General features: G+C 70.3%; 22 protein-coding genes and 1 pseudogene. 4 read left to right on the top strand and 19 right to left on the bottom strand.

Annotation, left to right across the window (positions count from 1 at the left end; translation table 11 throughout):
- Nucleotides 1-30: 30 nt before the first annotated feature.
- A complete protein-coding gene (locus tag V1227_RS36825) occupies nucleotides 31-693 on the bottom strand; it encodes a response regulator transcription factor (protein WP_329789746.1) in 663 nt (220 codons plus the stop codon).
- A gap of 3 nt (nucleotides 694-696) precedes the next feature.
- Complete coding sequence (gene lgt, locus V1227_RS36820) at nucleotides 697-1,692, bottom strand: prolipoprotein diacylglyceryl transferase (RefSeq protein WP_329794206.1); 996 nt, start codon at nucleotides 1,690-1,692, stop codon at nucleotides 697-699.
- A gap of 260 nt (nucleotides 1,693-1,952) precedes the next feature.
- On the opposite strand from lgt, the gene V1227_RS36815 reads away from it, so the two are divergent.
- On the top strand, nucleotides 1,953-3,101 hold the full coding sequence (locus V1227_RS36815; RefSeq protein ID WP_329789745.1) for an FAD-dependent monooxygenase: 1,149 nt from the start codon (nucleotides 1,953-1,955) through the stop codon (nucleotides 3,099-3,101).
- Here V1227_RS36815 and V1227_RS36810 read toward each other — a convergent pair.
- From V1227_RS36810 to V1227_RS36785, 6 genes are all read right to left on the bottom strand, one after another.
- Complete coding sequence (locus V1227_RS36810; protein ID WP_329789744.1) at nucleotides 3,098-3,664, bottom strand: Uma2 family endonuclease; 567 nt, start codon at nucleotides 3,662-3,664, stop codon at nucleotides 3,098-3,100. The two genes, V1227_RS36815 and V1227_RS36810, sit on opposite strands and share 4 nt — an antisense overlap.
- Before the next feature lie 280 nt (nucleotides 3,665-3,944).
- Nucleotides 3,945-4,733 carry a tryptophan synthase subunit alpha gene (trpA, locus tag V1227_RS36805; protein WP_090095679.1) on the bottom strand — a complete coding sequence of 263 codons (789 nt, stop codon included), beginning with the start codon at nucleotides 4,731-4,733 and terminating at the stop codon, nucleotides 3,945-3,947.
- Nucleotides 4,733-5,953: a tryptophan synthase subunit beta gene (trpB, locus tag V1227_RS36800; protein ID WP_329789743.1), complete on the bottom strand. Its 1,221-nt coding sequence runs from the start codon at nucleotides 5,951-5,953 to the stop codon at nucleotides 4,733-4,735. The genes trpA and trpB overlap by 1 nt, the downstream gene beginning before the upstream one ends.
- A gap of 35 nt (nucleotides 5,954-5,988) precedes the next feature.
- Nucleotides 5,989-6,798 carry an indole-3-glycerol phosphate synthase TrpC gene (trpC, locus tag V1227_RS36795; RefSeq protein ID WP_329789742.1) on the bottom strand — a complete coding sequence of 270 codons (810 nt, stop codon included), beginning with the start codon at nucleotides 6,796-6,798 and terminating at the stop codon, nucleotides 5,989-5,991.
- A 132-nt stretch (nucleotides 6,799-6,930) separates the two neighbouring features.
- Nucleotides 6,931-7,332 carry a Trp biosynthesis-associated membrane protein gene (locus tag V1227_RS36790; protein WP_329789741.1) on the bottom strand — a complete coding sequence of 134 codons (402 nt, stop codon included), beginning with the start codon at nucleotides 7,330-7,332 and terminating at the stop codon, nucleotides 6,931-6,933.
- On the bottom strand, nucleotides 7,322-8,860 hold the full coding sequence (locus tag V1227_RS36785) for an anthranilate synthase component I (protein WP_236218292.1): 1,539 nt from the start codon (nucleotides 8,858-8,860) through the stop codon (nucleotides 7,322-7,324). The genes V1227_RS36790 and V1227_RS36785 overlap by 11 nt, the downstream gene beginning before the upstream one ends.
- A 55-nt stretch (nucleotides 8,861-8,915) precedes the next feature.
- Between V1227_RS36785 and V1227_RS36780 the strand changes: the two genes are divergently transcribed.
- Complete coding sequence (locus V1227_RS36780; protein ID WP_442916411.1) at nucleotides 8,916-9,509, top strand: TetR/AcrR family transcriptional regulator; 594 nt, start codon at nucleotides 8,916-8,918, stop codon at nucleotides 9,507-9,509.
- On the opposite strand, the gene V1227_RS36775 is transcribed toward V1227_RS36780, so the two are convergent.
- From V1227_RS36775 to hisF, 6 genes and pseudogenes are all read right to left on the bottom strand, one after another.
- Nucleotides 9,485-10,315 carry a hypothetical protein gene (locus tag V1227_RS36775; protein WP_329789739.1) on the bottom strand — a complete coding sequence of 277 codons (831 nt, stop codon included), beginning with the start codon at nucleotides 10,313-10,315 and terminating at the stop codon, nucleotides 9,485-9,487. The genes V1227_RS36780 and V1227_RS36775 overlap by 25 nt on opposite strands.
- 91 nt (nucleotides 10,316-10,406) lie before the next feature.
- Nucleotides 10,407-10,667: pseudogene (locus V1227_RS40775) on the bottom strand (caspase family protein); the annotation flags it as partial.
- The gene (locus V1227_RS36770) at nucleotides 10,664-10,846 is read right to left on the bottom strand and encodes a hypothetical protein (RefSeq protein ID WP_329789738.1); all 183 of its coding nucleotides are present in this window, start codon (nucleotides 10,844-10,846) and stop codon (nucleotides 10,664-10,666) included. The gene V1227_RS36770 and the pseudogene V1227_RS40775, both read right to left, overlap by 4 nt.
- Nucleotides 10,847-11,032: 186 nt before the next feature.
- Complete coding sequence (hisI, locus tag V1227_RS36765; RefSeq protein WP_329789737.1) at nucleotides 11,033-11,383, bottom strand: phosphoribosyl-AMP cyclohydrolase; 351 nt, start codon at nucleotides 11,381-11,383, stop codon at nucleotides 11,033-11,035.
- On the bottom strand, nucleotides 11,380-11,739 hold the full coding sequence (locus tag V1227_RS36760) for a hypothetical protein (protein ID WP_329789736.1): 360 nt from the start codon (nucleotides 11,737-11,739) through the stop codon (nucleotides 11,380-11,382). Before V1227_RS36760 ends, hisI begins: the two co-directional genes overlap by 4 nt.
- On the bottom strand, nucleotides 11,736-12,494 hold the full coding sequence (gene hisF, locus V1227_RS36755) for an imidazole glycerol phosphate synthase subunit HisF (protein ID WP_090095669.1): 759 nt from the start codon (nucleotides 12,492-12,494) through the stop codon (nucleotides 11,736-11,738). Before hisF ends, V1227_RS36760 begins: the two co-directional genes overlap by 4 nt.
- Nucleotides 12,495-12,539: 45 nt before the next feature.
- On the opposite strand from hisF, the gene V1227_RS36750 reads away from it, so the two are divergent.
- A complete protein-coding gene (locus V1227_RS36750) occupies nucleotides 12,540-12,920 on the top strand; it encodes a PPOX class F420-dependent oxidoreductase (RefSeq protein WP_329789735.1) in 381 nt (126 codons plus the stop codon).
- Between the two features lie 462 nt (nucleotides 12,921-13,382).
- A complete protein-coding gene (locus tag V1227_RS36745) occupies nucleotides 13,383-14,084 on the top strand; it encodes a Clp protease N-terminal domain-containing protein (protein WP_329789734.1) in 702 nt (233 codons plus the stop codon).
- On the opposite strand, the gene priA is transcribed toward V1227_RS36745, so the two are convergent.
- From priA to V1227_RS36720, 5 genes are all read right to left on the bottom strand, one after another.
- Nucleotides 14,050-14,781, bottom strand: coding sequence for a bifunctional 1-(5-phosphoribosyl)-5-((5-phosphoribosylamino)methylideneamino)imidazole-4-carboxamide isomerase/phosphoribosylanthranilate isomerase PriA (gene priA, locus V1227_RS36740; RefSeq protein WP_090095667.1), 732 nt, complete (start codon nucleotides 14,779-14,781; stop codon nucleotides 14,050-14,052). The genes V1227_RS36745 and priA overlap by 35 nt on opposite strands.
- A gap of 75 nt (nucleotides 14,782-14,856) precedes the next feature.
- A complete protein-coding gene (gene hisH / locus V1227_RS36735; protein WP_236218306.1) occupies nucleotides 14,857-15,492 on the bottom strand; it encodes an imidazole glycerol phosphate synthase subunit HisH in 636 nt (211 codons plus the stop codon).
- A 10-nt stretch (nucleotides 15,493-15,502) separates the two neighbouring features.
- Nucleotides 15,503-16,315 (bottom strand): hypothetical protein, encoded by an 813-nt coding sequence (locus V1227_RS36730; RefSeq protein ID WP_329789733.1) that lies wholly within the window; start codon nucleotides 16,313-16,315, stop codon nucleotides 15,503-15,505.
- A 189-nt stretch (nucleotides 16,316-16,504) separates the two neighbouring features.
- Entirely contained in the window at nucleotides 16,505-17,398 is an 894-nt protein-coding gene (locus V1227_RS36725) for a transketolase family protein (RefSeq protein ID WP_329789732.1), read from the bottom strand.
- Nucleotides 17,398-18,060 (bottom strand): thiamine pyrophosphate-dependent enzyme, encoded by a 663-nt coding sequence (locus V1227_RS36720; protein ID WP_329789731.1) that lies wholly within the window; start codon nucleotides 18,058-18,060, stop codon nucleotides 17,398-17,400. Before V1227_RS36720 ends, V1227_RS36725 begins: the two co-directional genes overlap by 1 nt.
- Between the last annotated feature and the right edge of the window lie 59 nt (nucleotides 18,061-18,119).

Raw genomic sequence — 18,119 nt, 5'->3', positions numbered from 1 at the left:
ACCGGCCTGTGGATGTCTCTCGGAGACTCGTCACGTGGCGAGCCGGTACCCCACCCCGCGGACCGTCTCGATCTTGACCTGGTCGCCGAGCTTCCCGCGCAGCGCCGCGATGTGCGTGTCCAGCGTCCGCGACGGCGCCTCCCAGTGCGCCTGCCACACCTGGTCCACGATGAAGTCGCGGCTCACCACCTCGCCCTTGCGGGTGGCAAGCAGGGCGAGCAGGTCGAACTCCTTGCGCGTGAGCGCGAGAGCCTCGCCGGCGAGCGTCGCGCTGCGCGTCGAGGCGATGATCCGCAACGGGCCGACCTGGATCGGCCCCTCGCTGTCGGGCTCGGCCCGGTGGGTGCGCGTGCGGCGGAGCACCGCCTCGATCCGGGCGAGCAGTTCGGACGTGCCGAACGGCTTCACCACGTAGTCGTCCGCGCCGGCCCGCAACCCGAGCACGCGTTCACGTTCCTCACCGCGCGCGGTGACCGTGATGACGGCCGTGCCCGGCCGGTGCCGCAGCTCGCGCAGCACGTCCAGGCCGTCGCCGTCGGGCAGGCCGAGGTCGAGCAGGACCACGTCCGCCGGCGCCGCACGCAGCGCGTCAGCGGCCGTGGCCACCCGATGAACCTCGTAGCCCGCGTGCCGCAACGCGGTCAGCAGGCCCCTGGCCACCCGGTCGTCATCCTCGACGACGAGCACGCGCACAGATCACTCCGGTTTGACGGATTCCGGGGAGTTCTTCTTGTCCTTCTCGGCGTCGTCCTCGACCGCCTCGGCTCCTCGCGACGTGGTCTCGCCCGGTTCGACGGGCTCGCCGTCGGTGGGGTGGGCGGTTCGCACCGCCGCCACGTCCTCACGCCCACCACGCGACCGGGCGATGACGAAGTACGCGATGGCCCCGAAGAACACCAGCGCCGACACGAAGACGTTCACCCGCTGCCCGAAGATCAGCGTCGCCTCGTCCGTGCGCATCAGCTCGATCCAGAACCGGCCGGCCGTGTAGCCCGCGACGTAGAGCGCGAACACCCGCCCGTGCCCGAGCCGGAACTTCCGGTCCGCCCACACGATCAGCAGCGCGACACCGAGGTTCCACAGCAGCTCGTAGAGGAACGTCGGGTGCACGACCTGGATCGGCGTGTGGTCGATCGCCACGCCCGCCAGCGCGTCCTCACGCCCCTCGGGCGTGACTCGGCGGTAGATCTCGAGCCCCCACGGCAACGTCGTGTCGCCGCCGTAGAGCTCCTGGTTGAAGTAGTTGCCGAGCCGCCCGATCGCCTGCGCCACCACGATGCCGGGCGCGAGCGCGTCCGCCATGGCGGGCAACGGGATGCCCTTGCGCCGGCACCCGATCCACGCACCCACCGCACCGAGGGCGATGGCACCCCAGATCCCGAGGCCGCCGTTCCAGATCTCCAGAGCCGCGAGCGGGTCCTTGCCCGGCCCGAAGTACTTCTGGTTGTCCGTGATGACGTGGTAGAGCCGCCCACCGACGAGCCCGAACGGCACCGCCCATACGGCGATGTCCGTGACCTCGCCCTTGATGCCACCCCGCTCGACCCACCGGCGCTCACCCCACCAGATGGCGACGATGATGCCGGCGATGATGCACAGCGCGTACGCCCTGATGGGGAGCGGTCCGAGGTACCAAACACCACGGTCTGGGCTCGGGATCGTGGCCAGGACGGCGGCGTTCAACCCGTTCAACACGACGCCCACCGTACCGGTGGCCCTGTGTGCGCCTCGTTCGGACGCGCGATCGTTACCGAACCAGGCGAGGCCCGAGCCGAGTTGGGCGAGCCTTGCCAGCCGGCTTCGCGGATGCACGCGACCGCCCAGCCTCCCGTACACCCGTGGACACCCCCAACTCCCGGCGCCCAGCCTCGGCCCGGCCACCTCCACGACCGCGTGATCGCGGAGTCGCGATACTCGGACGCGGTCTCTGGCGGGCTCGCGAAAGGTCGGACATGACGGTCCTGGTGGTCGGCGGCGGCATCGGCGGTCTGGCAACGGCTCTCGGTCTCGCGCGAGCCGGGCACCGCGTGAAGGTGCTGGAGGCCGCGCCCGCGTTCGAGGAGATCGGCGCCGGCATCCAGGTCGGCCCGAACGGGTTCCGCGCGCTCGACGCTCTCGGCGTCGGCGCCGAGGTGCGGGCCCGGGCCGTGCACGTCGACGAACTGCGGCTGCGCTGCGGTGTGTCCGGGAGGCGGATCGCCGGACTGGCCGTCGGCGAAGAGTTCCGAAGGCGCTTCGGGACGTACGCCGTTGTGCACCGCAACGACGTGCTCGCGCCGCTGCTCGACGCCTGCCGGAACCACGAGCGCGTTGAGCTGAGGGGCGACAGCGCTGTCGAGGCCTACGCGCAGGACGGTGACGGAGTCACCGCGAAGCTGCGGTCCGGTGAGCTCGTGCGCGGCGAAGCGCTCGTCGGGGCCGACGGGTTGCGGTCCGCGGTGCGGCGGCAGCTCGTGGGTGACGGGGAGCCGCGGGTTTCCGGGCACACCGCCTTCCGCGCGGTCATCCCGGCACAGGACGTGCCGCGGTCGTTGAAGGAGAACGTCGTCACCCTCTGGGCCGGGCCTCGCTACCACGTGGTCTGGTACGTGATCGCCGGCGGGCGGTACGTGAACCTCGTGGCCACGACGGACAACGGCGCCACGGAGCCCGTCACCGGCAAGCCGACCGAGCACGCCGAGGTGCTGCGGCACTTCGCGCCGATGTGCGACGACGCTGCTCGCGTCATGGCGTTGGCGCGCGAGTGGCGGGCGTGGGTGTTGTGCGATCGGGAGCCGGTCGCGACGTGGCAGGACTCGCGGGTCGTGCTGCTCGGCGACGCCGCCCATCCCGTGCTGCAGTACGCGGCGCAGGGGGCTTGCCAGGCGTTGGAAGACGCCGTGTGCCTCTCCGAGGTGTTCGACTCACGGGACGTGGCCGGCTCTTGTGCGCGGTACGTGGCGCTCCGCTCCGAGCGGACCGCGCGCGTCCACCACGTGTCGCGGTTGATGGGCCGGGAGGTCTACCACCCGGCTGGTGGGGCGGCGGAGGCCCGGAACGCGCTGTTCGCCTCGTGGACCACGGCCGACCTGCACGAACGGCTGGAGTGGCTCTACGGCTAGGAAGGCAGCTCGATGGTGACCGGGAACGGTCGCTCGATGGTCAGGACGCCCTCCCCGCTCCGGGCGATCTCGGCGTACTCGCCTTCGTCGTCCAGTTCGAGCAGCACCGCTTCCGGCACGCCCTTCGCCGGATCGATGATCAGGTAGTAGGGCACGCGTGCTTCCGCGTACACCTGGCGCTTGACCACCAGGTCCTTCAGCTTGGTGCTCCTGGAGATCACCTCGCCGATGAGGAGCACGTCCTCCACCGGAACGGTCAGGCCCTTCGCGCCCTTCCTCTTCAGCACGGTGAAGTCGGGGATGAACAGACGGCGGTCGTCGAACTCGACGTTCAACTCGATCGTCGCCTCGTAGTCCTGCGGACAGGCTCCGCGCAGCGCGTACGACGCCTCGAACACCAGTCTCTGATGTGCGGCCGTGCCCAGCGGGCTCACGTAGAGCATCCCGTCGACGAGTTCGATCCGCTGGCTGTTGTCCTCCGGCAGAGCGAGGACGTCCTCGATCGTCCAGGGCCCCTCGTGGCTGGGCAGCAGGAAATCGGTCTTGGCTTCGGTTGGCGCCACCACCGGGCATCACCTCCGTTGACCACCTGCGCACCACCAGTGTGGCACGCCGGGCGGGCGGCTGACTCGTGCATGAGGACAGGTTCGCAGGTAGGACCGACGCTCAACTGGGGTTTGACCCAACCGGACGCAGATTCACTCGATCAGGTGTTCGAATCCGTGTCATGCTCATGGCGGAACACCAAGGACTCCGGAAGGAGGCAGGTCCGACATCCGCGCCGAACACGACGAAGCCGCCCGGTTCCGGAGAACCGAGCGGCTTCGCGAAGAGAGAGGAGGTTCAGACGGTCGCAGCCGCCGACCGCACGCCCTTGGCCAGATCAGCGGCCAGCGCACGCACAGCCGTCTCGCCCTCGGCCACGGCCGACACGAACGCCGACCCCACGATCACCCCGTCCGCGAACCCGGCGATCTCCGCCGCCTGCGCACCGGACCGCACGCCGAGCCCGACGCCGACGGGCAGCGACGTGTGCTCGCGGACGCGGCCGACGAGCTCGGGAGCAGCGGACGACACGACGTCACGAGCACCGGTGACGCCCATGACCGCGGTGGCGTACAGGAAGCCGGATGAGGCGCGGGCCGTCATCGCGACGCGCTCCTCGGTCGACGACGGTGCCACCAGGAAGATCCGGTCGAGGCCGTGCGCCTCGGACGCGGCCATCCAGTCGTCGGCCTCGTCCGGGACGAGGTCGGGCGTGATGATGCCGAGGCCACCGGCGGCGGCCAGGTCGCGCGCGAACGCGTCCACGCCGTAGCGCAGCACGGGGTTCCAGTACGTCATCACGACCGCACGCCCGCCGGCGTCGGAGACGGCGGACACCACGTCGAACAGGTCGCGCACTCGGAAGCCCGCGGACAGCGCCTGCTCGGCGGCGGCCTGGATCGTCGGGCCGTCCATCACCGGGTCGGAGAACGGCAGGCCGACCTCGACCAGGTCACAGCCAGACTCGATCATCGAACGGAGGTGGTCCTTGGACCCGTCGACCGTCGGGTAGCCCGCGGGCAGGTAGCCGATCAGCGCGGCACGCGACTCGGCGCGCGCGGTGGAGAACACGTCGGACAACGACATCAGGCCTGTCCCCCGTCAACGAGGCCGAAGTACTTCACGGCCGTGTCCATGTCCTTGTCACCACGCCCGGAGAGGTTCACGACCAGCAGCCCGTCCGGCCCGAGCGACGGCCCGAGCTTCAGCGCGCCCGCGAGCGCGTGCGAGGACTCGATCGCCGGGATGATGCCCTCGGTGCGGGAGAGCAGCGCGAACGCCTCCATCGCCTCGGCGTCGGTGACGGGGAAGTACTCGGCGCGGCCGATGTCCTTGAGGTGCGAGTGCTCCGGGCCGACACCGGGGTAGTCGAGACCGGCGGAGATCGAGTGCGCCTCGGTGATCTGGCCGTCCTCGTCCTGCATGACGTACGACATCGCGCCGTGCAGCGAGCCGGGCGTGCCGGCCGTCAGCGTGGCGCCGTGGCTGCCGCTGTCGAGGCCGGAGCCACCGGGCTCGACACCGACCAGGCGCACGTCGGCGTCGTCGATGAAGCCGTGGAAGATGCCGATGGCGTTCGAGCCGCCACCGACGCAGGCGACGACGGCGTCGGGCAGCCGGCCTGCCTTCTCGAGGATCTGCTCGCGCGCCTCGATGCCGATGACGCGGTGGAAGTCGCGCACGAGCAGGGGGAACGGGTGCGGGCCCGCGGCCGTGCCGAGCAGGTAGTGCGTCTCGTCGACGTTGGTGACCCAGTCGCGCAACGCCTCGTTGATCGCGTCCTTCAGCGTGCGCGAGCCGGACTTCACCGGGATGACCTCGGCGCCCAGCAGGCGCATGCGCGCGACGTTGAGCGCTTGCCGCTCGGTGTCGACCTCGCCCATGTAGACGACGCAGTCGAGCCCGAGGAGCGCGCACGCCGTCGCCGTCGCCACGCCGTGCTGGCCGGCGCCGGTCTCGGCGATCACGCGCTTCTTGCCCATGCGCTTGGCCAGCAACGCCTGGCCGAGCACGTTGTTGATCTTGTGCGAGCCGGTGTGGTTGAGGTCCTCGCGCTTGAGGAAGACCCGCGTGCCGGCGTGCTCCGCGAACTTCGGGGCCTCGGTCAGCAGGGACGGGCGGCCCGCGAAGTCCTTCAGCAGCCGCTGGAACTCGTTCACGAACTCCGGGTCCAGGCGGGCCTTGTCGTACTCGGCGGCCAGCTCGTCCACCGCCGCGATCAGGGCCTCCGGGACGAACCGGCCACCCCACGGGCCGAAGTGGCCGCGTGCGTCGGGATCGTGCGGTGTGGGCGTGAACTGGCCCATCGGGTAACTCCTCTAACGCTGTTGTCGACCGGTCCTCATCGGCTCGGCCGGGGGCACGCGGGGTGTGAGCCCGCGGTCACGAGCTTGTTCACGGCGGCCTTGGGGTCTCCGCTGGTCACCAGGCTTTCGCCGACGAGCACCGCGTCAGCACCCGCGCCGGCGTACGACATCAGGTCGCCGGGCCCGGTGACCCCCGACTCGGCGATCTTGATCGTCTCGAAGGGTAGTCCCGGCGCGATCCTGCCGAAAACGTCCTTGTCCACCTCCAGCGTGTGGAGGTTGCGCGCGTTCACGCCGATGACCGCCGACCCGGCTTCGAGAGCCCGGTCGGCCTCCTCGGCCGTGTGCACCTCGACCAGCGCCGTCATGCCGAGCGACTCGACCCGGTCGAGCAGCGACACCAGGGCGTTCTGCTCCAGCGCGGCCACGATCAGCAGCACCAGGTCGGCGCCGTGCATGCGCGCCTCGTGGACCTGGTACGGCGACACGATGAAGTCCTTGCGCAGCAGCGGGATCTTCACCGCCCGGCGCACCGCGTCGAAGTCCGCCAGCGACCCGCCGAAGCGGCGCTGCTCGGTCAGCACGCTGATCACCGACGCTCCGCCCGCCTCGTACGCGGACGCGAGCTCGGCGGGTTCCGGGATCTCCGCCAGCGCGCCCTTGGAGGGGCTGCGGCGCTTGACCTCGGCGATCACGCCCACGTTCGGCCCGCGCAGCACCGACAGCACGTCGAGCGGCGGGGCGGTCTTGGCCGCGCGCTCCTTGACGACGTCGAAGGGCAACCGGGCCTCGCGAGCGGCGAGGTCCTCACGCACACCTTCGAGGATCGACTCGAGAACCGTCACAGTCTTGCTCCCCTTCCCGCTATGGGGATGCTAACCCCGCCGGAGTAACGCCTCCGCCACCGGGGGTTCGGTGTCCACGCAGCTAACCAGGGCTGTGCACGTGTCACATGCGCGAACGTCAATGGATGATCTTCACTCGTTCGAGGATGGTCCGCCGCGGGGCTTATCGTCGGTCGGATCGTCCCCGCGCTCCAGCGCCCGCCACATGTCCGTCTCCGGGTCGTGCGCGCGAGCCTTCTGCCCGCCCACCCCGATCTTCGGCATACGACTCCCCAGAGCCACCTGGAGCACACCGGAACCCGCCAGGAGCACGCCTCCGACGACGGCCAGCCAGTGGCCGGAGAACCCCGCGACCAGACCCACGACGACGAGCAGCGCACCGAGAACGCGGCGCGCCACCCCGCTCAGGGCGACGACCGCCGCGACGGAGGCGAGGCTCAGCAGCGCGATCGGCACCGAGCCCGCACCCCAGAAGGCACCCGCCGCGCCCACGAGCAGGAGCGCGGCGATCCACAGTGGACGGCTACCGTTCAACGGCGGGGGCCATCGTCTGCGCGGTGGCGATCGCGGCCAGCACCGCGCCCGCCTTGTTCAGGCACTCGTTGTCCTCGGCCCGCGGGTCGGAGTCGGCCACGATGCCGCCGCCCGCCTGCACGTACGCCACCCCGTCGCGCACCAGGGCGGTGCGGATCGCGATGGCCGTGTCCGCGTCGCCGGCGAAGTCGAAGTAGCCCACGACGCCGCCGTAGAGACCGCGGCGGGTGGGTTCCAGCTCCTCGATGAGCTCCATCGCGCGCGGCTTCGGCGCACCGGACAGCGTGCCGGCCGGGAAGCAGGCCGCGACCGCGTCGTAGGCGGTCTTGCCCTCGGCCAGCTCACCGGTGACGGTCGACACGATGTGCATGACGTGGCTGTACCGCTCGACCTTGAAGAAGTCGACGACGTGCACGGAGCCCGGCTTGCAGACGCGGCCCAGGTCGTTGCGGCCGAGGTCGACGAGCATCAGGTGCTCGGCGCGTTCCTTGTGGTCGGCGAGGAGGTCCTTCTCCAGCAGGGCGTCTTCTTCGGGGTCCTCGCTGCGCCAGCGAGTGCCCGCGATCGGGTGAGTGGTCGCCTTGCCGTCGCGCACCGTCACCAGGGACTCGGGGCTGGACCCGACGATGTCGAACCCCTCGAGGCGCAGCAGGTACATGTACGGGCTCGGGTTGGTCGCCCGCAGCACCCGGTAGATGTCGAGCGCGTCGGCGTCGGTGTCGATCTCGAACCGCTGCGACACCACGACCTGGAACGCCTCGCCCGCGCGGATGGCCTCCTTGGCCTTCTCGACGGCCGCGAAGTGCTCCGCCTGCGTCCGGCGGCGCCGGAACTCGGGCTTGGGCCGCGAGAACACGGCCGCGGTCGGCGGCGCGGGCGTGTGCAGGGCCGTCGTCATCTCGTCGAGGCGGCGCACCGCGTCGTCGTACGCGGCGTCGACCCGCTCGGCGGAGTCGTCCCAGTTGATCGCGTTCGCGATGAGCGTGACGGTGCCCTCGTGGTGGTCGAGCGCGGCGAGGTCGGTCGCCAGCAGCATGACCATCTCGGGCAGCTTCAGGTCGTCCTCGGCGATGACGGGCAGCCGTTCGAGGCGGCGCACCGCGTCGTAGCCGATGTAGCCGACCATGCCGCCGGTCAGCGGGGGCATGCCGGGCAGCGGGTCCGTGCGCAGCACCTCGACGGTCTCGCGCAGGACCTGCATGGGGTCGCCGCCGTCGGGCAGGCCGACCGGTCGCGTGCCCGTCCAGAACGCGTCACCACCGGTCGCCGTCAGCGCCGCGGACGACCGCACGCCGATGAACGACCAGCGCGACCACGAGCGTCCGTTCTCGGCCGATTCGAACAGGAACGTGCCGGGCTGGTCGGCCCCGAGCTTGCGGTACAGGCCGACCGGCGTCTCGGCGTCCGCGAGGAGCTTGCGCACCACCGGGATGACCCGGCGGTTGACCGCCAGCTCGCGGAACTCCTCACGCGTGGGGCTCACGGCCCCCAGACCAGCAGCGGCCACAGCCCCGATGACGCTCACCATGGGACGATTGTTGCATAAATTCAACATCTGTTGAAATATGGCCCGTGTGGAGCAAGTGAACCAGAAAAGGCGAGGCCGCCGCGCCGCGGGCGAGGACACCAGGGCCGCGCTCGTCGCCGCGGCCCGCGAGGTCTTCGTCGAGAAGGGCTACGACGGTGCCACCGTACGCGCGATCGCCGCGAAGGCGGGCGTCGACGCCGCGATGGTCAACCACTGGTTCGGCGGCAAGGAGGGCCTGTTCGCCCAGTCCGTGCTGCAGCTGCCGTTCGACCCGGCCGAGGTCCTCAAGCGCCTGCTCGACGGGCCGGTGGAGCAGGCGGGCGAGCGCATCATCCGCACGTTCGTGACGGTGTGGGACGCGACCGGCGGCGGCACGTTCGCCGCCCTGATCCGCAGCGTCACGAGCCAGCCGGAGGTGGCGGGCGCGCTGAAGCAGTTCCTGGTCAACGCCATCTTCAGGAGCGTGCTCGCGGAGATCGGCGTCGAGCAGAGCGAGCTGCGCGCCACCCTGTGCGCGACGCAGATGGTCGGGCTGGGCATCGTCCGCTACGTCGTGCGGTTCGAGCCGCTGGCGTCGGCCGACGTGGAGACCGTCGTCAAGGCCATCGCCCCGAACCTGCAGCGCTACCTGACCGGCGACCTCGGCTGACCGAGCAGCAGGAACCGCTGCGCCGCCTGCACGGCGAGGCCGACCGCTGTGCTCAGCACCCCGACCGCGCGGAACACCGGCTCGACCGCGGCGGACGGGTCGAAGCCCGCGTTGAGCGCGATCCGGCGCCGTGGCTCCCGCAACGCGTCAGCCAGGGCCGCGTGCGCGGGATTGGACCCGTCGAGCACGTCGGCGGCGCCTGCCAGGGCGTCACCCCCGCCGAGAACCACGCCGTCGCCGGCCGCGAGGCGCACCATGAGCACCGCCCGCTCCAGCCGCCGGCGCCGCTCGGCCAACGCGGTCTCGCCCAGCACCCCGACCGTGAGCACGGCTACCACCGAAGGGGTCCACACGGGGTGGTAGCCGTGGGCCACGACGACGGTCTCGCACTCGCCGACCGACGCCCTGCGCACTTGGCCCCAGCTCGGCCGGTTCGGCCTGCTGGAGCCGGTCGGCGGGCAGCACCTTCCCCTCCACCGCCCAGGCGATCTGGCGGAACACCTCGGGATCGCGTGGTAGCCGAACAGCTCCTGGGCGTCGATCCAGCCGTCGCCGTTCAGGTCGGCGGCACCGCTCGACAACCCCTCCAGCAGCACGTCGGTGAAGACGGAGGCCCGTGGCGCCCCAAGGGAAAGCCCTTCCTCCTCGAACGCGTACTCGAAGGCGTTCGACGCCGTCAGCACGACGTAGCCCTCGCCGCTGCGGTCGTCGAGCACCGAACCTCCGGTGGAAGCCTTGATGCCCTTGCCGTACCCGCCGCTGAAACAGCAGTCCAGCAACAGGATCCGGCCCGCGGCACGGGGCAACCCTCGAACAGCTCGTTGACGAGGGTGCGCGCCACGGCCGTGCCCGCGGACGGTCCTGCCGCGTGTTGGTGGCGGCGAAGTACAGTCGCTGCTGCGGTGTTTTGACGCCGTGGCAGGAGAAGTAGACAGACACGAGGTCGTCCGCGTCGCGTTCGGCGAGCGTGTCCTCGAGCGCCTTGCGGATCTCGTGGTCGGGCGCGTCGGCCACGACCCGCACCGAGTCGAAGCCGCCGACCGCCGGGTCTTCCAGCACGGCGGCCAGGCGCGTGACGTCCTGCTTCGGCGCACGCAGGGCGTTGAGGCGAGGATCTTCGTAGTCACCGACCGCGACGAGCAGCGCGTGCCGGCTCATCCGCGTTCACGCAGCCACTTCTCGACCAGTTCCTGCTGAGCGCGCGTCAGCGGACCGTCGATGACGATCTCGTCGTCGCCGGACTTCAGGGTCACCTTGCGCTTCGCGTGTCCTTGCAGCCATGACGACAGGACCGACGAAGCGGCGCGCACGGACGCAGCGGACAGCACACCCGTCACGACCAGCTCGCCGATCGCCAGACCGGCGGACTTCGCGCCGTCCGGTGCGGACCCGGTGACGGGGCGGGCGGCTGTGGTCAGGAGTTCGAGCAGCTCCGCGCTGCCCTGCGCCAGGTTCTCGCCCTACGCCTCGACGTGGACCGTGATGTCAGCCATGAAGACTCATCAGGATCAGTGCGCCGTGCGTCACACGTCCGCTAGGAGAACCGTGGCGTCGAAGCACGTCCTGTCACCCGTGTGGCAGGCGGCACCGACCTGGTCGACGGTCAGCAGCAGCGTGTCGCCGTCGCAGTCCAGCCGGACCTCGTGCACGTACTGCGTGTGGCCCGAAGTCTCGCCCTTCACCCACAGCTGCTGGCGGCTGCGCGAGTAGTACGTCGCGCGGCGGGTGGTGAGGGTGCGGTGCAACGCCTCGTCGTCCATCCACGCCACCATCAGCACCTCACCGGTGCCGCGTTGCTGCGCGACCGCGCACACCAGGCCGTCCGGGGTGCGCTTGAGCCTCGCGGAGACGGCGGGATCGAGCGGGCTGCTCAACGGGATCCTCCCAGGTGTTCACGAGCCGGTCCGGTGTTCAGCAGGACCACGCCGTAGATGTGCACAGCGGACAGCACGCCGGACGCGACGCGAGCCCACGCCGGTCCGTCGGCGAGCACGATGACGAGGTGCAGCAACGCGACGAGGACGAACACGAGCATCGCCGGGTAGTGCATCAGCCGCAGCCTGAGCAGCAACGCCGCCGCGACCGGCAGCTCGACGGCCGCGATGAACGACGGCAGCTTCAGCACGTCCGCGTCGCCGGTCGAGCGCCACAGGACCAGCCCGACCACGAAGAACACCAGGCCGCCGCCGAACCCGACCGCCGAGGCCACCCGCACCTCGACGGGCTTCACCGCACCACGACGCCCGCCTGGCGCAGGCCGTCCTTGACCTCGCCGATGCGCAGCTGGCCGAAGTGGAACACGCTGGCCGCCAGCACGGCGTCCGCACCCGCGGCGACGGCCGGCGCGAAGTGGTCGACCGCGCCCGCGCCACCGCTCGCGATCAGCGGGACGTCGACCTCGCGCCGCACCAGCTCGATCAGCTCGAGGTCGAACCCGGCCTTGGTGCCGTCGGCGTCCATCGAGTTCAGCAGGATCTCACCGACGCCCAGCTCCTGACCCTTCGCGGCCCACTGCACGGCGTCGATGCCGGTGCCGTTGCGCCCGCCGTGGGTGGTGACCTCGAACCCGGTGCCGCCGGGCACGCGCCGCGCGTCGACCGACAGCACGATGCACTGGGCGCCGTAGCGCTCCGAGCACTCCTTGAGCAGCTCGGGTCGCGCGATGGCCGCGGTGTTGAGGCTGACCTTGTCCGCGCCGGCGCGCAGCAGCTTGTTGACGTCCTCGGGGCTGCGCACGCCGCCACCGACCGTGAGGGGGATGAACACCTGCTCGGCGGTGCGGCGGACCACGTCGAACGTCGTCTCCCGGTCGCCGCTGCTCGCCGTCACGTCGAGGAACGTGAGCTCGTCGGCGCCCTCGGCGTCGTACGCCCTCGCGAGCTCGACCGGATCGCCCGCGTCGACGAGGTTCGTGAAGTTGACGCCCTTCACCACCCGGCCCCGGTCGACGTCGAGACAGGGGATGACACGGACCGCGACTGACATGCGGGAAAGCCTACAAGCCGCCGTCTCGGACTACGCTGCGCGGCCATGATCCGGGAACTGGGCGAGGGCAAGTACCTGCTGCTGACGACGTTCCGCAAGAACGGCACCCCGGTACCCACACCGGTCTGGGTCGTGCCGGGCGAGAGCGACGAGGTGATCTACGCGTGGAGCGCCGTGGACACCGGCAAGGTCAAGCGGATCCGGCGCAGCGGTGACGTCGAGGTCGGGCCGTGCGACGTTCGCGGCAACCCCAAGGGGCCGTCGATCAAGGCGCACGCGTCCCTGCTGGACGACACCGGTAGCGACGACGTGCGGTCCCGCATCTCGAAGAAGTACGGGGTGTTCGGGTGGATGACCGTGTTCGGCAGCAAGCTGCGGCGCGGACGGACCGGCTCGATCGGCATCCGGATCACGGCGGCGTCCTGACGCGGGGTGGACCGTCAACGTTGATCTCAGCGGGTCGACGTTGATTCGGTGACATCGACGTGGAGACGATGTTGACGCCTCTGATCGGCATGGAGGGCAACTGGTCGACATTGTCGAGAACCGTCCACGTTGATGGAGTCGTCAATGTGGACCAAGCGCATCAACGTGGACGGGATGGCCGTCGACATGGATCGACATCGGTTGACATGGGTTGACATGGATGGCAGAGTCGATGCGGACCAAGCGTGTCATGTTGTGTCGTGTCCACCTCTTCGCAAACGCTTGGCGCTGGGTCGATGCTGATGACAACGTTGTCATCAGCACACATGGATCCAGGCGGATCGACGTTGATCAGGCCGTCCACCTTGAGTCGACGTGGACCGCAGAATCGACATTGATTGAGCGCGCCAGTCCGTCAACCCCAGGTTGACCCACCACTCGACGTCAACCTAAAGTTGACGCATGATCCAGTTGACCGACCTCATCGTCACCGTCGCCCGGGAGGCCGACGACGCTCTCGTGCGCCTGGCGAGAGCAGTGGAGACGAGCGGTCAGCTGAACGAGCTGGGCGATCACCTGATCGGTCACTTCGTGGACGAGGCGAGGCGCGGCGGGGCGAGCTGGGCCGAGATCGGCGAGAGCCTCGGCGTCACGAAGCAGGCCGCGCAGAAGCGGTTCGTGCCCAGGGAGTCACCGGACCTCGGCAAGCCCACCATGGAGCGCTACACGCAGCGTTCGCGGCGGGTGATCGCGCTCGCGAGGCACCACGCGCGGTTCAGCGAGCGGATCGGCACCGAGCACCTGCTGCTCGGGTTGCTGGACGAGTCGGGCGGGCTCGCGGCGAAGACCATCGCGAAGCTGGAGTCGGGTGACGGCAGCACGCGCATCGCCACCCTCAACCGGCTCGACACCGAGGCCAAGCAACGGCCGGAGAAGCAGCCGTACACGGCGCACTGCAAGAAGGCCCTCGAACTGGCCGTGCGCGAGGCGCTGCGGATGGGCCACATGTTCATCGGCACCGAGCACATCCTGCTCGGCGTGCTGCTCGAGGAAGGCGGGACCGCGGCCGACGTGCTGCACAACACCGGTGTGACGCACGCGGCCGCGGCCGCTCACATCGAGTCCGTGGTCAGCGGACCGCGGCCAGTGCTTCCGGGAGCGTGAAGGCGCCGGCGTAGAGGGCCTTGCCGATGATGGAGCCCTCGACGCCGTCGCGCGACAGCTTCGCCAGCGCCACCAGGTCGTCCACGGTGGACACGCCGCCGGAGGCGATCACCGGGGCGTCGGTGCGGGCGCAGACCTCGCTGAGCAGGTCCAGGTTCGGGCCGGTGAGCGTGCCGTCCTTCGAGACGTCCGTGACGACGTAGCGGGAGCAGCCGTCGCGGTCGAGGCGGTCGAGGACCTCCCAGAGGTCGCCGCCGTCCGACGTCCAGCCGCGGCCCTTGACCCGGTGACCCTGCTCGGTGATGCGGACGTCGAGGCCCACGGCGATCTTCTCGCCGTACGCGGCGATCGCCTTCGCGCACCACTCCGGGTCTTCCAGCGCGGCCGTGCCGAGGTTGACGCGGGCGCAGCCGGTGCCGAGCGCGGCCTCCAGCGAGGCGTCGTCGCGGATGCCGCCGGACAGCTCCACCTTCACGTCCAGCTCGCCGACGACGCGCGCGATGAGCTCGCGGTTCGAGCCGCGGCCGAACGCCGCGTCGAGGTCGACGAGATGGATCCACTCCGCTCCGTCGCGCTGCCACTGCAGGGCCGCGTCGAGCGGCTCGCCGTAGTTCGTCTCGGTACCGGCTTCGCCCTGCACGAGCCGGACGGCACGACCGTCGGCCACGTCAACAGCGGGGAGGAGTGTGAACGTCACCTGAGCAGCCTAGCGTCCCGCGGCACGGGCTCCGCCAAGTGCTCCTGGCGTCTGCGCCGACTGCGCACGGGGGCGTCACGCCAGGGTGGACAGCCAGTTCCGCAGCAGGTGCGCCCCGGCGTCACCGGACTTCTCCGGGTGGAACTGCGTCGCCCAGAGCGGTCCGTTCTCGACGGCGGCGACGAACTCGTCGCCCGAGTGGTCGGCCCACGTCACGAGCGGCGCCTTGATGTGGTCTGCCGCCTCCAGCTCCCAGCGGCGCACGCCGTAGGAGTGCACGAAGTAGAACCGGGTGTCCTTGTCGAGGCCCGCGAAGAGCTGCGAGTCCTCCGGCGCGCGGACCGTGTTCCAGCCCATGTGCGGCACGACCGGCGCTTCGAGCCGTTCGACGGTGCCGGGCCACTCGCCGCAGCCCTCGGTCAGCACGCCGTGCTCGATGCCGCGCTCGAACAGGATCTGCATGCCCACGCAGATGCCGAGCACCGGACGGCCGCCGGCGAGGCGCTCGCCGATGATCCGGGCGCCCCGCACCGAGTTCAGGCCCTCCATGCACGCCGCGTACGCGCCGACGCCGGGCACGACCAGGCCGTCCGCCTCACGGGCGGCGCGCGGGTCGGACGTCACCTCGACATGGGCGCCGACACGCTGAAGCGCGCGCTCGGCCGAGCGCAGGTTGCCGGAGCCATAGTCAAGTACGACGACACGTGCCACGACGTCCAGGTTAGTCGGTCGGCACCGCACCCTGCGTAACCGGTATGACCGGCAACACGGTGTTGATGGGCTTCTTGCGCACGAGCTGCCGCCTGAGCGCCACCATCAGCGTGCACATCACCACGAGCAGAAGCGCGCCGATGAGGTAGTACACGACCGCCGGGAGCTGGAGCAGGACCGTCGCCAGCGCCGCCACCACGAGCAACGGGAAGATGAGCGCGGACGGCCACATCTGCGCGCGCGGCGGCTCCAGGGCCTGCAGCATGAAGTCCGCCCGGCCCTCCTCGGTGAGCTCGGCCACCTGCGCGACCTCCTGCAGGCCCGCGGCGCGGAAGAAGTCCGGGATCGCCGCCTCGGCGTTGGTGAAGTCGCGGATGCGTTCGAGCGGAGCCCGGCGGCCGGCGGCCGGGTGCAGCGCGGTGAGCTTGTCGATGGCGTCGAGCTGCCACCTCTCCTTCTCGCGCAGGTCGATCATGCCCGCGGTCGCGCGGTCGAAGAACCTCCCGGCCGGGCCCGACTGCTTCGCCTGCGCCGACAACCGCAGCACCGCCTCGCGCGAACCCCACATCGAGGCGCGGCCGAGCGTCGTGGTGAACAGGTAGAGCAACGCGGCCTCGTCGTTCCACACGGCCAGCGCGGCGCCGCCCCCGATCCTGCGCACCCTGCTCGTCATGTACGCGGCCTCGTTGAGCCTGGTGGCAGGCGGAGGCAGCAGCACCGTGCCGGTCTGCACCGGGACGAGCGCCGCGGGTCCCACGTTGCCGCCGTGCATGGCCTTCTGCAGCTCGGCGGCGTTCAACGGGGTCCAGATCAGCATTCTCACGCACAACATCATTCCTGGTCCGGTTCGGGGGCTCGTGGAGACATGCCACCGTCGTCGCGTTCCGGAACGGACAGTCGTGCGAACAGCGGTGCGCGATCGGGCGCACCGCCCGATCGCGCCTCGCTTCCCCTATGCGGCGCGGGAAGGCGCGCCGGTCCAGTCATCCCCCATGACTGCGAACATGTTCCTTCACCCCCTGAAGAAACTCCGCACAGCGCTGCCCAGCCCCACCACGTCGAGGTCGTGCGCGGCGTCGTGGTCCTCGGCCGTGCCGTAGTTGCGGAGTTCAGCGTGTCGTTTGACACCTGTAGAACGAATGCGGTGCGGGATTTGTTGCAGCGCCTCGGATACCAGATGGGATGACGTTCCCTCGAGGTACGGCTCCACGACCATCACGTCGGCGTGGTCCGTGTCCTGCACGGCGGCGCGCAGTCCGTCCGAGTCGAACGGTCGGACCGTGGCCGCGTACAGCACCGTGACGTCGGCGTTCTCGGAGTCGACCGCCTCGAGGACCCGGTCGAGCATCGGCCCGACGGCGAGCACGACGCCGCGCTTGCCGTGGCGCAGCGCGGTGAAGCCCCGGCCGACCGGGTACGCCCGGCTGTTCTCGTGCAGCGAAAGCCTGACGTACACGCGGTTGTCGTCCTTCAGCGCCTGCCGCAGCAGGGGTGTGACCTCGTCCGGGTGTCCGGGCACGTGCACCGTCCAGCCGGGCAGCGTGTCGAACAACGCGACGTCGCCCGGCGACTGGTGCGTGCGGCCCCACACCGGGTCGTCGTAGGACGCGCCGATGCTGACGAACACGGCACCGACGTCCTGGTGCCCGATGTCGAGCTTGATCTGCTCGTACGGCCGTTCGACGAGGAACGGCGCGTAGCTGTGGACGACCGGTCGCAGGCCTGTGAGCGCCAGGCCGCTCGCGACGCCCACCATGGTCTGCTCGCGGATCCCGACGTCGACGACGCGTTCGTGCTCCTGCGGGAACTCGTTGCTGGAGATCACCGCGGTCACCACGGCGATGCGCGGGTCGGTGGCGATCTCGTCGTTGACGGTCTTGACGAACGCCTGGCGCATGGTCGTCATCAGTGGCCCTTCTCGATCTTGGCCACGACCGCGTGCGGGCGGTCGTGCGGAGCGGTCAGTGCGGTGAGGAGGGCCTCGTGGTCGCGGCCGTCCACCTCGGCGGTCTGCCAGCCCTCGACGGCGAAGCGCCGGGCGATGCCGCCGGGCCAGCCGTACATCGCGGACTGGTTGTCGACGACGATCGCGGTGAGGTTCGCGACGCGCAGCCGCGCGGCCACGGCGATCGCCTCGTGGTTGCTGCCCTCGTCCAGCTCACCGTCGCCGACCAGCACGAACGTACGCCCGCGGCTTCCGCCGATCCGCTGTCCGATCGCCGTGCCGACCGCGATCGGCAAGCCGTGGCCGAGCGAGCCGCTGCTGATCTCGGCGCCGGGTACGAGCACGCGGTCGGGGTGCTGGCCGAGCGGGCTGTCCCACGAGGTCCAGTCGTCCAAAGTGGACTCGTCGAGGAAGCCCTTCTCCGCCAGGACGGCGTAGTAGGCCATCGGACCGTGCCCCTTGGAGAGCAGGAACCGGTCGCGGTCAGGGTCGTCGGCCGTGGCGGGCGTGACGTTGAGGACCTTGTCGTAGAGGACCCAGAGCACGTCGATCGTGGAAGCCGCCGCCCACTCGTGCTTCTCGTCCCCGGTCATCCTCGCGAAGAGCTCCGGTATCCGTTGCATGGCACCAACTGTTCAACCTCGACTATGCTGGAGGTCAAGCGGTTACCATGATCCGGTGA

This window comes from Lentzea sp. DG1S-22 (genome assembly GCF_036321065.1).
GTDB classification, from domain to species: domain Bacteria; phylum Actinomycetota; class Actinomycetes; order Mycobacteriales; family Pseudonocardiaceae; genus Lentzea; species Lentzea jiangxiensis.
This window is presented reverse-complemented; position numbering and strand designations above follow the sequence as displayed.